The organism is Bartonella sp. P0282, from assembly GCF_048452985.1.
GTDB classification, from domain to species: Bacteria; Pseudomonadota; Alphaproteobacteria; order Rhizobiales; family Rhizobiaceae; genus Bartonella; species Bartonella choladocola.
Map to the genome: position 1 here is coordinate 45,167 of NZ_WTFO01000002.1, position 14,371 is coordinate 59,537.

Below are 14,371 nucleotides of genomic sequence, written 5' to 3' on the forward strand. Positions count from 1 at the left end.
AGATCAGCCGAATTGCTCTGGTAGCTTGTCACTTTCAGCAAGATCGGAAAAGCGCGTATATTCGGACTGAAATGCCAATCTTACAGTTCCTGTCGGGCCATGACGCTGTTTCGCCACAATCACTTCGGCCTTGCCAAAGACTTCATCCATCTCGGCTTGCCATTTTAAATGCTCTTCACTACCAAGTTTCGGCTCTTTGTTTCTGATATAATATTCGTCACGATAAACAAACAGCACGACATCGGCATCCTGTTCGATAGATCCCGATTCACGAAGATCGGAAAGTTGCGGGTGTTTGTCATCACGCGCTTCAACCTGACGGGAAAGCTGCGACAATGCAATGATCGGGATATTCAATTCTTTGGCAAGAGCCTTCAAACCGGTCGTAATTTCGGTAATTTCCTGCACGCGGTTTTCTGACGCGCGTTTCGAGACGCCGGTCATCAATTGCACATAGTCAATAACCAGAACATCAAGCCCATGCTGGCGTTTAAGCCGCCGCGCGCGGGCTGAAAGTTGTGCAATGGAAATGCCACCTGTCTGGTCGATATAAAGTGGCGCTTTCTGCAATCTTGTCATCGAATGAAGCAGTTTTGCAAACTGGTCTTCGGTAATATCGCCACGGCGGATTTTGGAAGAAGAGACTTCCGCCTGTTCGGAAATAATACGCGTTGCCAATTGTTCCGATGACATTTCGAGCGAGAAAAAACCGACGATTCCGCCTTCATTTTCTTCTTCCGGAAGTTTGTTTTCTTTCGCTTTGATAAAGGCATTGGCAATGTTGAAGGCGATATTGGTGGCAAGTGACGTTTTACCCATGCCCGGACGACCGGCAAGGATGATAAGGTCGGAACGTTGCAAACCACCCATTTGCTCGTCGAGTTTTTTGAGCTGTGTGGGAATGCCAGACAGTCGGGAAGTGCGCTTTTTTGCTGCTCCCGCCATATCGATCGCTTTTTTTACAGCATCATCGAAACTTTCAAAGCCGCCGCCATATTTACCGGTTTCGGCCAGTGTGAACAGTTTTTGCTCGACATTTTCGATTTGTTTTGAAGGAGTAAGGTCAATCGGCGCATCATATGCGGTATTGACGATCTCATTTCCCAGATCAATCAAAGAGCGCCGTGTATAAAGATCGTATATGGCGCGGCCATAATCTTCCGCATTGATAATGGTGACGGCTTCTGTTGCCATGCGGACAACGTAACTAAAGACCGTCATGTCGCCGATTTTTTCATTAGCCGGAATAAACGGTTTGATTGTAACGGGATCGGCATGCTTGCCGTTTTTAATAAATTCGCTCAAAACGGCAAAAATCGTTTGATGTAATGGCTCGAAAAAATGTTCAGGCTTTAAAAAATCGGACACACGGTCAAGTGCATCATTATTGATGAGAATTGCCCCAAGAAGAGCCTGTTCAGCTTCGATATTATGCGGAATCTGCCTGAACGGGAGTGTCTCATCACCATTGGTTTGCCCGATATTGAGAACTTTTGCTTCTGACATGAGTCTATTGCTGCTCGCCTGAATTTTGTTTAATTGGAAAACCCTGTTACTGTACTCCATTGTGGGGAGGGACTGCCACTTTTTTTTCTCCATTAACAAGGTTTTACCCGATTGCCAGATTTCTCAATCTATTACCAGCCGGAAAAAGAAATGGCAAATGAACCGGATTTCCGTGCGTTTTAAATATTAAAATCCCGTCTTAAATATTAAAATCCCGTCTGCCGGAAATGGATTCACATTCCGGAAGAGAAAATACAAATTTTGTATTTTTTAAAAATGCCACACATCCGGCCATATATGGCATTTTTCTTCAAAAAGAAATTGTTTCGACAACCGGAATGACAATCACTTTGAATGTTGAAACATCCGCATTTCCACGAACTTGTCGTTTTAGTTGATTCACGGAATTTCATTTCAAGAGACCGGATTTTTACAGGGCATTTTCAGCGAAACCGGCGCTTTAACGTTGTCCTATTTTTCTATTGCCTCAGTTGCTTTTTTTGTTTTTTGCCACTTTCAAATTCGGATCGGCGTCAATTTTTTCAAGACGCGCTTCTTCCTCGGTAATATAATCGCGCGTTAAAGGAACTGCATCCTGCTTGTGGGCTAGCTGGATCTGGAAAACCATCATGCCTTGCCAGCGGAAAGCACTTTCCGATGCGGCAAGATAGAATTCCCACATGCGACAGAAACGTTCGTCGTATAATGCTTTGGCTTCATCCCAATGAGCAAGGAAAGCTTCCCTCCAAGCTTTCAATGTTTCGGCATAATGCAGACGCAATATTTCTATGTCGGTAATGATAAGTCCGCTTTTTTCAATAACCGGAATGACTTCCGACAATGAGGGAATATAACCACCCGGAAAAATATATTTGGCAATCCATGGATTGGTAGCACCCGGTTCGCCTGAACGGCCGATAGAATGAAGGACAAAGCGCCCGTCGGGTTTCATCAATCTTTTGACATGGTCGAAATATTCTTTGTAATGGCCGATGCCGACATGCTCGAACATTCCCACTGAAACAATTTTGTCAAAGCTGTCATCAAGCTTGCGATAGTCAAGAAGCAAAAATTTGGCTTTATCCGAAAGTCCCATATCTTTGGCACGCTGGTTGGCAATGCCATGCTGTTCATGGGAAAGCGTAACACCTGTAACATTTGCACCGAGAACACGTGCAAAATAGAGACCCAGTCCACCCCAGCCACAGCCGATATCAAGAAGTTTTTCACCCTGTTTGACTTGCAACTTGGCTGCCAGATGGCGCTTCTTGGCTAATTGCGCCTCGGCAAGGCTGACATGCGGATTTTCAAAATAACCACATGAATACTGGCGATCGGGATCAAGAAACAATTCATAGAGTTTGCCTGATAAATCGTAATGATGCTCAACGTTTTTTGCCGAGCGGCGCAATGTGTTCATCTGCGCGAATCGTTTTGTAGCAGTGCGAATGAACGAAAATGCTTTCATCCATAGTTGATTTTCAGCAATTGGGCCTGTGCTTTCAAAAATTGTTTCGAGCAGCGTGTAAATATCGCCTTTAACAAATATAAACCCGCCTTCCATATAGGCTTCGCCCAGTTTCAAAGCAGGGTCGAGGGCAACTTCACGTTCCCATTTTGCCGATGTAAAGCGTATTTGAATTGGCTTGCCCGTCTGGTCGCCGAACTGGTGTGTGACCCCACGTGAATCGGTAATTGTCAAATTACCTTTAGTAATAATGTGGCTGGCAGCCGTCTTCAATAAAGCAAACATCTATCGAGTCCCATCTTCCATTTAATAAATTGGCCGCTTTTATGCATAAACAAGCGTTTAAATTGCTATTAAAAATCTATTTCAAGCGATGCGCTGTTTATAATGCTGATTTTTAAAAAAAACACCCGACCATCGGGTCGGGTGTGTTCATTTTTTTTTGACATGTCAAGAAACAACTGTACCAAAACACTAGGACGGTGTGTCGCACTCAACACAATGTTATCGTAAACGGCAACTCAAAGCTTATTCGGCTTTGGTTTCTTCCGTCTTTTCTTCGGCCTTCTTTTCGGCTTCGTGTTCGGCACCTTCCTCGTCGAAAATTTCTTCCGAGAGCGGTTGTTCCTCGATGCCGTAGATAGCTTCAATCGAAGTCAGATCTTCACCGGCAGCCTGACGTTCGGCTTCTTCAGCAGAACGGGCAATATTGATGGTGACATTGACCTGGACTTCAGGGTGAAGATTGACAGCGACATTATGCAGGCCGATTGTTTTGATTGGGTGATTAAGTTCTACCTGCGTGCGAATAATTGTGAAGCCTTCAGCCGTAATAATATCGGCAATGTCGCGGGTCGAAACGGAACCGTAGAGTTGTCCGGTTTCACCGGCAGAGCGAATGACGACAAATGTCTTGCCATCGAGTTTGTCGGCAACTTGCTGGGCCTCGCTCTTGCGTTCGAGATTGCGGGCTTCCAATTGGGCTCTTTCGTTCTCGAATTTCTTTTTGTTTGCTTCATTGGCGCGCAAGGCTTTTCCTTGGGGAAAAAGAAAATTGCGTGCGAAGCCGTCTTTCACAGAGACGGTATCACCCATTTGGCCGAGGCGGGCAATGCGTTCGAGAAGTATAACATCCATTTTAAATTCCTTTCAGCTGAATTTATTGTTTGATTTTGCCGTGTTGACGGCTGTCTTGAATGGTTGTCCATATCCCCATCAAAAGAAGAATGAGGGATACCGGAACAGTGAATATGAACGTGAAAAGCGAAACATAGACGAATCCCAATATAAAAATCCGCCCATTAATGCCGCGCGTCAGATTATGTAGATAGGCAAGTCCGGTCATTGAAATTGCCAATGTAAAAGTCGTGTTGAAGACCGACGCGCATAGATTAAGAAATGTCCCCAGTTGGAAAAATGTGGCCCCGAAGGCGACAATAAAAATGATAAGTGCGGGCAATGGCAGACGGAATTTTTTCGGCCAGTCATCGCGCGGGCGGGCGAGTCGTTTCATGCGTTGCGCACCGACAAGCGCAAAATACAGATTTCCGGTGAGAAAGAGCACGCCGTAAGTGGACAGACTACTCGATAATAACGGAACGATATTGGTTACCAGAAAGTCGTGGAAGGTGACGATGTCGGCTTCGCTTGCCGAATTGGTCTCACGCAAGGAGTTTGCGATAAAACTGGCAATTTCACCGGCAATGATCGGCGTGGTCGGGTTGTTGTAGAGTATTGTGCCGATGAAAACACAAATAATCGAGATAAAGCCGGTCAACAAAAAGATGACAGAAGAAAGCGGATACCATTTGATGGCATGTCCATCCTCGTCCATTTCGGCAAGCCCTAACAGCCAGGATGCATAGACGGCGGGAAGGAAAAACAGCAATGTAAAGCCAAGCCCGATATAGAAATTTTGTGCAAATATCAGAACGACTGTTGCTGTAACAAGAGAAATGACGCTGGCAGCCGTGCCCCAACCAAAGGCCACTATGAAAATCGGTAGCGACATAAAGCAGCCGAGTAACAATGCAAGTGGCGGAAAGACCAGAAAAAAGCTCATAATAGCTGTTGCAAGGACGGCAGCAAACAGCCCGCCCAAAATACCCGCCGGAAATGTATAGGATTTTTTTTGCAACATTGATTCGCTGTCCTGCCTTTGCAGTTAGGGGCCAAGATGATTGCTCCAACTCCGGTTTTATTTAAACCTGCACCGAAAGCAGGGGAAGCAGCCGGTCAAACCGGCTGCCGGAATTGCTTACTTGACGACATAAGGCAGAAGGCCAAGGAAACGGGCGCGCTTGATAGCTTTAGCCAATTCGCGCTGCTTCTTCTGGCTCACTGCAGTAATGCGTGAAGGAACGATCTTGCCGCGCTCGGAAATATAGCGCTGAAGAAGTTTCACATCCTTATAGTCGATTTTCGGTGCGTTCGGACCTGAAAACGGGCAGGTCTTGCGACGACGATGGAAAGGACGACGGGTCGGGATCTGACTAATATCAACCATTATTCATCTCCTTCATTGTTATCATCATCACGTGAACGACGCGAGCGGCGCGGACGGTCGTCATCCTTGCCATAACGTTCATCACGATCGCGACGGGAAAGCATCGCGGATTGGCCTTCCTCAAGCTCGTGAACGCGAACGGTCATGTAACGGAGAATGTCTTCATTGATGCGCATCTGCCGTTCGACTTCTGCAATGGCAGCAGCCGGAGCATCGATATTCATCAAAGTGTAATAGGCTTTGCGATTCTTGCGAATGCGATAGGTCAGCGTACGCAAACCCCAATTTTCAATACGCCCGACTTTGCCGCCATTGGCCTCGATAACACCCTTGTAGAGTTCTACAAGCTGGTCAACCTGTTGCGGTGCAATATCCTGTCGGGCAAGGAACACATGTTCATAAAGAGCCATTGTTTTGCCTTTCTTCTGTTAATCTTTGTCGACTTCCGGCGCAGAGCCTCTGCGACTTGCCTTTCCGGCTAAAGCCGAAGAAGAAAGGACGCGTGTTTCGAGACATTCGAGAGCGGAGACACGGGAGGCTTGAAACATTAACGTTTCCTGTCGCTTGTTAGGCGACCCTCCGTTCAACCCCCGGCCAAATGCCGACAATGAACGCGCGGTCTTTACAGTGTATTTGGAAAAATAGCAAGCAGGAAGACAACAAAAACCGTTTTCGGGTTGGAAGAATGGTATTGTCGATATATGAGTGATTGAAATTTAAACAGCCAATTTTCGGAGTTCAGGCAAAATGGCTTTTCTGGAAAATATCGATATTTTCATTTTCAATTTTTTCGCCGCAACACCGCAAACCCCGACACTCATTGCTTATTTGGGCATTGTTTGTGCGAAATTCCTTATCTATTTCATTCCATTCCACCTGATTATATTATGGTTTCTTGGCGGGCGAGGGGAAAGGCAAGCAGCCCTTTCTATCGTGATTTCAGTGGCGGTGGCGCTTCTCCTCAGTTTTATTATCGGACAACTTTGCTATCGACCGCGTCCCTTTGTGGCAGGAATCGTCAAAGCTCTTATCGAACACAAGGAAAATGCTTCCTTTCCGAGTAATCATGCCTTGATTTTCACAATCTATGTTTTTTCATTATATTGGTATCGTTATAAACAGGTGGCCAGAATTGGTCTTGTCCTCGGTTTGCTGACTTGTTGGGGGCGTGTCTTTACAGGCGTCCATTATCCTTCCGATATTTTCGGCGGTATCGTTCTGGGGCTTGTAATTTCTGTGATAGTAGCGCGATTTCTTATGCCGTTTGTTCCCAAATTTATTTATGAATTGCCATATTCACCAAAAGGAAGAGGAACAGATTTACAGGCCTGATCCGTTAAGTCCGGCTTGACTTTTAGCGCTTTTATAGGCCAAGACCTGATAATCTTTGTTTTTAAGCCAGGGAGTACACTCTAATGGTTTGTGCATTTACCTTTCCCGGTCAGGGAAGTCAGACAGTTGGTATGGGCAAAGCCCTGTCGGAACAATTTTCCGAAGCGCGTGCAGTATTTGAAGAAGTCGATGATGCTTTGGGTGAAAAACTTTCCTCGGTTATGTTTGAAGGGCCGGAAGATGTTTTGACATTGACCGCTAATGCACAACCGGCTTTGATGGCAGTTTCTATGGCTGTCATCAGAGTGCTCGAAAAAAATGGCCTTGATCTCAAGAACAAGGTTTCATTCGTAGCAGGGCATTCTCTTGGCGAATATTCGGCATTATGTGCTGCCGGAACGTTCAGCCTTGCCGATACTGCGCGCCTTTTGAGAATTCGTGGAAATGCCATGCAGGAAGCGGTTGCAGTAGGCGAGGGGGCCATGGCAGCAATTATCGGCCTTGAAGAAAACGTTGTTGCAGAGATTTGCAGTTCGGTTCTGGGGGAAGGCGTTTGCGAAATTGCCAATGATAATGGCGGCGGGCAACTTGTTATTTCGGGCGCGACAAAAGCTGTTAACGAAGCAGTCAAACTTGCAACAGAAAAGGGTGCAAAGCGGGCAATTTTACTTTCTGTTTCGGCACCGTTCCATTCCAGTTTGATGCAGCCTGCTGCTGAAGCCATGCATGATGCTCTTCTCGACGTGAATAAACTTGCACCAAGTGTGCCGGTTATTCCCAATGTTTCTGTCGAGCCGGAAACAAATCCGGAAAAAATCATAGAATTGCTCGTTCGTCAGGTCACAGGCCGCGTGAGATGGCGCGAAACAGTGGAATGGTTGGCAGCTCATCAGGTCGATACACTTTTTGAAGTCGGTAGCGGCAAAGTTTTAACCGGACTTGCAAGACGAATCGACCGGAATTTGCACGGCATGACCGTAGGGACAGCCGAAGAGATTGACAATGCGCTGAAAGCGCTTGGTGTATGATTAAGGAATTTGGCGATGTTTGAATTTAAAGGGCGTAAGGCACTTGTAACCGGAGCGAGCGGTGGTATCGGCGAAGCGATTGCACGTCGGTTGCATGAACGGGGCGCTATTGTCGGACTTCATGGCACACGCGAGGAAAAGCTGAAAGCTCTTGCCGAAGAGCTGGGTGATAATTGTTTCGTTTTTCCTGCCAATCTTTCCGATCGTGAAGAAATTGCAAAATTGGCAGAAAAAGCCGAAAGCGAAATGGATGGCATCGATATTCTGGTCAATAATGCCGGCATAACACGTGACGGACTTTTCGTGCGTATGAGCGACCGTGACTGGGATGATGTGTTGGCCGTCAATCTGACAGCGGTATTTCTTTTGACACGTGCATTGACCCACCCGATGATGCGCCGCCGCTATGGGCGCATTATCAATATTTCGTCTATTGTCGGTGTTACCGGTAATCCCGGTCAAACCAATTATTGTGCAACCAAAGCCGGAGTTATCGGTTTCTCGAAATCTCTCGCTCAGGAAATTGCAAGCCGCAATGTGACAGTCAATTGTATTGCTCCGGGGTTTATTGAGTCGGCAATGACCAACAAACTTAACGACAAGCAAAAGGAAACAATTATTTCGGCTATTCCTATGAAGAAAATAGGAACAAGCGACGATGTGGCGGCTGCCGCGATCTATCTTGCAAGTGACGAGGCTTCCTTTGTCACCGGCCAGACATTGCACGTCAATGGCGGAATGGCGATGATTTGACGATTGATTGTGAAAGACTCGAATGAGTATTCACCAATTTTAAAAGTGCAATATTTTGTGCCGGATGCTGTGTTTTTATAGTTTTTGCTTGAGCAAAAAGACATAATTCTGGCACAAAATGAAGAGAAAGACGCAAAATTTGCTAAAATATCTTTGCGCCTTGGCGCCGAGTATGGTAACTGGCGCCTTTAAGGCCGGCGGGTAAAGCCGGTTGATCCCTTGAGGGGATATCCACAGGATGTATTTGAAAACCTAAAAATGATAGGGTTAAATGCATCTATTGCTTGATTAGATGAGCCCGTGCCGCTAACCAAGGCAGGGAAACAACAAAAGTCGAGGATCCGACATGAGTGATACAGCAGAACGCGTCAAGAAAATCGTCATCGAACATCTTGGTGTTGATGCAGATAAAGTAACCGAAAACGCAAGTTTCATTGACGATCTTGGTGCCGATAGTCTTGACACCGTAGAATTGGTCATGGCTTTTGAGGAAGAATTCAACGTAGAAATTCCTGACGACGCAGCCGAAACGATTTTGACCGTTGGCGATGCCGTCAAATTTATCGACAAGGCTTCGGCCTGATTGCTTAAGGAGGCAAAAACCTTTGTCGGTTTTTGTCTCCTGTTCTTTTTTGCTCGCCAATATTTGCTCGCCAATAAACGAGTAATCCGGTTTAATTTTTAAGATTGGGATTTGAAAGTATGAGACGTGTCGTCATTACCGGTTTGGGGCTGGTTTCTCCACTGGCCGGCGACGTGGAACATAGCTGGAAACGGCTTCTTGAAGGTAAAAGCGGCGTTCGCCGTGTAACCGAGTTCGAGGTCGATGATCTTCCGTGCCAGATTGCCGGCCGTATACCACTCGGTGACGGTACTGATGGAACGTTCAATGCCGATCTTCATATGGAGCCGAAGGAACAGCGCAAGGTTGATCCGTTTATTCTTTACGCAATGGGAGCGGCGGACGAAGCACTAGATGATGCCGGCTGGCACCCGTCGAATGACGAAGACCAGATTCGTACCGGAGTTATGATTGGTTCGGGTATTGGCGGTGTCGAAGGAATAGTCGAAGCCGGATATACTTTGCGGGACAAAGGTCCAAGGCGTATTTCACCATTTTTCATTCCCGGACGACTTATCAATCTCGCATCGGGTTATGTTTCGATCAAACACCACTTGCGCGGCCCTAACCACGCTGTTGTTACTGCATGCTCGACAGGCTCGCACGCGATTGGTGACGCATCAAGACTGATTGCACTTGATGATGCTGATGTTATGCTTGCCGGCGGCACTGAATCACCGGTGAACCGCATTTCTCTGGCCGGATTTGCTGCTTGTAAAGCGCTGTCAACCGGTCGTAACAATGACCCCGAACATGCTTCACGTCCTTACGATAAAGACCGTGACGGGTTTGTTATGGGGGAAGGCTCTGCCGTTGTTGTGCTTGAGGAATTGGAACACGCTAAAAAGCGCGGCGCCAAAATTTATGCAGAAGTGATCGGCTACGGTTTGTCCGGCGACGCCTATCATATAACAGCTCCTTCCGAAAGTGGTGATGGAGCAGAGCGGTGCATGCGTGCGGCTATCAAGCGCGCCGGAATCGATCCTTCGGAAATTGATTATATCAATGCACACGGAACATCGACTATGGCCGATACAATCGAACTGGCAGCCGTTGAACGTGTCATGGGCGCACATGCTTCGAAAGTCTCGATGTCTTCTACAAAATCATCAATAGGCCATCTGTTGGGGGCTGCCGGTGCTGCCGAAGCTATATTCAGTGTGTTGGCCATCCGCGACAATATTGCACCCGCAACAATCAATCTCGATCATCCGTCTGTCGAAACGAAGATAGATCTCGTTCCCCATAAACCGCGTGAACGCAAGATCGACACTATTTTATCGAACTCGTTCGGATTTGGCGGAACCAATGCATCGTTGATTATGCGCCGTTTTTCAAAATAGATGAAAATTCCGGAATATTTCGCTTTTTCGCTACATTCTTGAAATTTTGCCGCAATCTTGAGATAACCGGTGATGACGGGAAATTTGTAGCAAACAGGATGTGTGCTTATGTCTGATGAAGAAAAGAAGATGACATCCGACCATAATTTTCCCCGGTCATCCTTATCAGAAAAAGAATCGCAACAACCGGAACAGGATCAATTCGCCTCGGAATCCGGTGCATCGTCATTAAAACAAACTCCTTCGCAAGCGGAACCGGCTACGCAGCCTTCCGGACAAGCTAGCGCACCAGTTGCCGAGGGAGAGGTCGAAAAAGATCAAAACAGTCTGCCGACTTTACAGCAATCTTCGATAGAGCCTGAAGAAGAACCTGAGGAAGCGGATTTATCGCAAAAGCCGACGGAAGAGCCTAAGGAAGCGCATTCATCGCGCTTGCAAATTGGCGGTAGCGATCAACATCAAAACGAAGGGGTGGACCCCACGCCGTCCGGAAATGACAATTCCGGCAACATTCCGAACGAGAAAGGTACGACTTCGGAAAAAAATGGTGGCGCAAAAATAAAAGCCAAGCCGAGCCGGTCCAAAGTTGCGCGAAATCCGTTTATAATACTCGGAAATTTCTTCCTGATGCTGGTTCTGGTGGTGATTCTGGCAGTCACGATACCGATATATGTCGGAAAAAACATGTTTCTTGCAGCAGGACCGCAGGAATCCGAACAAGTGGTTCTCATCAGTCAGGGTTCCGGAATCAGGGAAATTGCTTCCATACTTGAAAAACAGGGCTTGATAAGGTCGGCAGATATTTTTGTTTACGGCGTCGGCTATCAGGATAAAGCGCGGCTTTTAAAAGCCGGCGAATATGCCATACCGGCACATGCTTCCATGAAAGATATTATGGACATTCTGGTGAATGGAAAATCGATAGAACATTCGTTTACCGTGCCGGAAGGGCTGACTGTGGCGCAAGTTTTCGACCGTCTTGCCGCCAATGATATTCTGGTCGGCGATTTACCGAAAGTTTTGCCGCCTGAGGGAAGCCTTATGGCAAATACCGTTAACTTTACCCGCGGGACGACGCGTGAACAGATTGTGAAACGATTACGGGAAGGCCAGCAGAAACTGGTTGCCGACATCTGGGCAAAGCGCAGAGCCGATTTGCCTATAAAAAATATCAATGATTTTGTGACACTTGCTTCAATCGTCGAAAAAGAAACCGGCATCCCGTCCGAAAGACCTCAGGTGGCAGCGGTTTTTTATAACCGGCTTGAAAAAAATATGCGGCTGCAATCCGACCCGACGGTCATTTATGGTTTGTTCGGGGGGAAGGGTAAACCATCCGACCGGCCGATCTATCAATCCGATCTTGATAAAGAAACTCCCTATAACACTTATAAAATAAACGGACTTCCGCCTACACCGATTGCAAACCCAGGAAAAGACGCGTTAGAAGCCGTAGCCAATCCACCTAAAACGGATGCACTTTATTTTGTTGCTGATGGTACGGGCGGACATGTTTTTTCAAAAACATTGGATGAGCATAATGCAAATGTGCGCAAATGGCGTGCTTTGCAAAAAGACGAGTAACTTAATCCGGCAAGAAAAATAATCTATTAAACTCCGGTCGATCAGGCGGTCACCCGCACCGGATTGCGTCGACATTGCGATTTGCCGAATAAAGAGCATCTATGATGTCGAATTATTCGTTACCGGCATTTTACGAGCATTCAAGTTGAAAGACGTTATCAAATCCGGCTTTTTAAATAGCACGGCGTTTTAAACATTTTTCTCAAATAAAGTAGGTTCATGATTGTCGGATGAACTATTCAAATGACCCTTTTTCTTGCATGCAATTCGATTGCCTCGATTTAACTGATAATATAAAAGTGGGAATGATTAGTTCGTCTCACGCTGTTTTGAAAAATTATGGACGCTGAACCAATAGAGAATCGGAAAAACTTAAAAACCAAAGTGCTTGAAGATGGTGTGCGGAAATGTGATTTTGTAGAAAATAAAACAGCGATCGGCATAGCTCGACAGAAATCACAGACCGGTTCTGTCGAAGGATCGCTTTTCCCGTCTGTAATTGTAAAAAGTTTGAATGTCTCACCACCGTGGGAATGTTCTATGACTGTTTTCACCCGTTAGTTTTCAGAAATGTTGTTTGAGGGGGCAACAATATTTAACAGGAGTTTAGTGACATTGCAGAGTATGACAGGATTTTCCCGATCAATGATGACAGCGGAAAACGCGACAATTGTTTGGGAAACGCGTTCGGTTAACGGCAGGAATCTGGATTTGAGATTTCACTCGACCATTGCCATTGACACTATTGAATATGAATTGAAAAAAAAGGCGTCCGAGTTTTTTTCGAGGGGCAATATAAATTGCTCGCTTAATGTGTCTTTTGCTGCGGGCAATTCCCACCCGAAAATCAATCGGGAGTATCTCGATTGGGTATTGAAGTTATCCGACGAACTCGAACAGACATACGGGATTCAAAAACCCACGATCGACGGCTTGTTGAATATGAAAGGTATCCTTGAATACGGTACGCCGGAGAATGAAACAGTCGAAAACGAGGATCTGAAGCGGGCTATCGTGGGCGGATTTGAAAAAGCCCTTAATGAACTCAAATTTGCCCGCGAAAAAGAAGGGGGCAATCTTCAAAAGATTCTGTCAGGCCAGATAGATAATATTGAAAAACTGGTCAATGAAGCACGCAATGATCCGGCGCGAACACAAGAAGCAATAAAAGACCGGTTAAAAGAGCTTATTGACTGTCTTCTCGGAGCCGGTGACAAATTCGACAGCCAGAGATTGGAAATGGAAGCGGTTTTGCTGGCTACAAAAGTCGACATTCAGGAGGAACTAGACCGTCTTGACGGGCATGTCGAAGCTGCACGATATTTGCTCGGATTGAATGAACCGGTCGGTAGGAGGCTGGATTTTCTTGCTCAGGAATTCAACCGTGAAGCCAATACTCTGTGCTCGAAGGCGCATACAGCCTCGCTCTCGACCATTGGGCTGTCATTGAAAGCGGTGATTGACCAGTTGCGCGAGCAAATCCAGAACGTTGAATAAATGAAAAGTCATGGCGCTTGGGGCTTTACTGCTTTATGACGATTAATGAAGGAATGGACAATGGGAAATACATCTGAACGCGAACTCAATTTGAAAAATGCGGGAACACGACGCGGTGTATTGTTGGTGATTTCATCACCATCGGGTGCCGGTAAGTCCACATTGTCGCGTTTATTATTGGAAGACGGTCATCTTGGATTATCGGTTAGCGTTACGACGCGAGAACCAAGACCGAGCGAAATTAATGGTGTTCATTATCACTTCATCAGCGAAAAAGAATTCAAAGAGAAGCGCGATAATGACGAATTGATAGAATGGGCGGAAGTTCACGGCCATTTTTACGGTACATTACGCGAAACGGTGGATACAGCTCTCGCCGCAGGCCGTGATATGCTTTTCGACATTGATTACCAAGGCGCCAGACAATTACAGGAAAAAATGCCGAATGATGTTGTCTCCATCTTTATTTTGCCACCTTCGATGAAGGAGTTGAAATCACGTTTAACCGGACGTGGAGAAGATTCAAAAGATGTGATTGACCTCAGGCTCCATAATGCACGAGGAGAGATCGAGCATTATAAATCATATGATTATGTGATAATTAACGAAGATCTCGAACAGTCATTTTCCCTTATAAAAGCCATCCATCTGGCCGAGGCAATGAAAAGACGCCGCTGTCTCTACCTCACTTCTTTCATAAATGGCTTATTGAATGAAAAAGTGGAATAATTT

General features: G+C 46.2%; 14 protein-coding genes. 8 read left to right on the forward strand and 6 right to left on the reverse strand.

All coding sequences use genetic code 11. The annotated features are described in order from the left end of the window. Positions 1 to 3: 3 nt before the first annotated feature. The 6 genes from GQS64_RS05545 to rpsF all read right to left on the reverse strand — a co-directional run bounded on the left by GQS64_RS05545 (position 4) and on the right by rpsF (position 5,890). Positions 4 to 1,506, reverse strand: a complete 1,503-nt coding sequence (locus tag GQS64_RS05545; RefSeq protein WP_077991705.1) for a replicative DNA helicase — start codon at positions 1,504 to 1,506, stop codon at positions 4 to 6. A 487-nt stretch (positions 1,507 to 1,993) separates the two neighbouring features. After that, entirely contained in the window at positions 1,994 to 3,259 is a 1,266-nt protein-coding gene (locus GQS64_RS05550; protein WP_198230935.1) for an SAM-dependent methyltransferase, read from the reverse strand. A gap of 243 nt (positions 3,260 to 3,502) precedes the next feature. Beyond that, positions 3,503 to 4,111: a 50S ribosomal protein L9 gene (gene rplI, locus GQS64_RS05555; protein WP_077991708.1), complete on the reverse strand. Its 609-nt coding sequence runs from the start codon at positions 4,109 to 4,111 to the stop codon at positions 3,503 to 3,505. 22 nt (positions 4,112 to 4,133) lie between these two features. Further along, complete coding sequence (locus GQS64_RS05560) at positions 4,134 to 5,114, reverse strand: hypothetical protein (protein ID WP_077991709.1); 981 nt, start codon at positions 5,112 to 5,114, stop codon at positions 4,134 to 4,136. 117 nt (positions 5,115 to 5,231) lie between these two features. After that, positions 5,232 to 5,480, reverse strand: a complete 249-nt coding sequence (rpsR, locus tag GQS64_RS05565; RefSeq protein WP_075870048.1) for a 30S ribosomal protein S18 — start codon at positions 5,478 to 5,480, stop codon at positions 5,232 to 5,234. Next, positions 5,480 to 5,890, reverse strand: a complete 411-nt coding sequence (gene rpsF / locus GQS64_RS05570) for a 30S ribosomal protein S6 (protein ID WP_077991711.1) — start codon at positions 5,888 to 5,890, stop codon at positions 5,480 to 5,482. The genes rpsR and rpsF overlap by 1 nt, the downstream gene beginning before the upstream one ends. 337 nt (positions 5,891 to 6,227) lie before the next feature. Between rpsF and GQS64_RS05575 the strand changes: the two genes are divergently transcribed. From GQS64_RS05575 to gmk, 8 genes are all read left to right on the forward strand, one after another. Further along, on the forward strand, positions 6,228 to 6,812 hold the full coding sequence (locus tag GQS64_RS05575; RefSeq protein ID WP_198230936.1) for an undecaprenyl-diphosphatase: 585 nt from the start codon (positions 6,228 to 6,230) through the stop codon (positions 6,810 to 6,812). 83 nt (positions 6,813 to 6,895) lie between these two features. Beyond that, positions 6,896 to 7,840, forward strand: a complete 945-nt coding sequence (gene fabD / locus GQS64_RS05580; RefSeq protein WP_198230937.1) for an ACP S-malonyltransferase — start codon at positions 6,896 to 6,898, stop codon at positions 7,838 to 7,840. Positions 7,841 to 7,855: 15 nt separating this feature from the next. Next, complete coding sequence (gene fabG / locus GQS64_RS05585) at positions 7,856 to 8,593, forward strand: 3-oxoacyl-[acyl-carrier-protein] reductase (protein WP_198230938.1); 738 nt, start codon at positions 7,856 to 7,858, stop codon at positions 8,591 to 8,593. Between the two features lie 346 nt (positions 8,594 to 8,939). Further along, complete coding sequence (locus GQS64_RS05590) at positions 8,940 to 9,176, forward strand: acyl carrier protein (protein ID WP_077991719.1); 237 nt, start codon at positions 8,940 to 8,942, stop codon at positions 9,174 to 9,176. 119 nt (positions 9,177 to 9,295) lie between these two features. Continuing rightward, complete coding sequence (gene fabF / locus GQS64_RS05595) at positions 9,296 to 10,558, forward strand: beta-ketoacyl-ACP synthase II (RefSeq protein ID WP_077991721.1); 1,263 nt, start codon at positions 9,296 to 9,298, stop codon at positions 10,556 to 10,558. Between the two features lie 351 nt (positions 10,559 to 10,909). Continuing rightward, positions 10,910 to 12,142, forward strand: coding sequence for an endolytic transglycosylase MltG (gene mltG, locus GQS64_RS05600; RefSeq protein WP_418656717.1), 1,233 nt, complete (start codon positions 10,910 to 10,912; stop codon positions 12,140 to 12,142). A 609-nt stretch (positions 12,143 to 12,751) separates the two neighbouring features. Continuing rightward, the gene (locus GQS64_RS05605; protein WP_198230939.1) at positions 12,752 to 13,639 is read left to right on the forward strand and encodes a YicC/YloC family endoribonuclease; all 888 of its coding nucleotides are present in this window, start codon (positions 12,752 to 12,754) and stop codon (positions 13,637 to 13,639) included. 60 nt (positions 13,640 to 13,699) lie between these two features. Further along, positions 13,700 to 14,368 (forward strand): guanylate kinase, encoded by a 669-nt coding sequence (gene gmk, locus GQS64_RS05610; RefSeq protein ID WP_198230940.1) that lies wholly within the window; start codon positions 13,700 to 13,702, stop codon positions 14,366 to 14,368. The last annotated feature ends 3 nt before the right edge of the window (positions 14,369 to 14,371 follow it).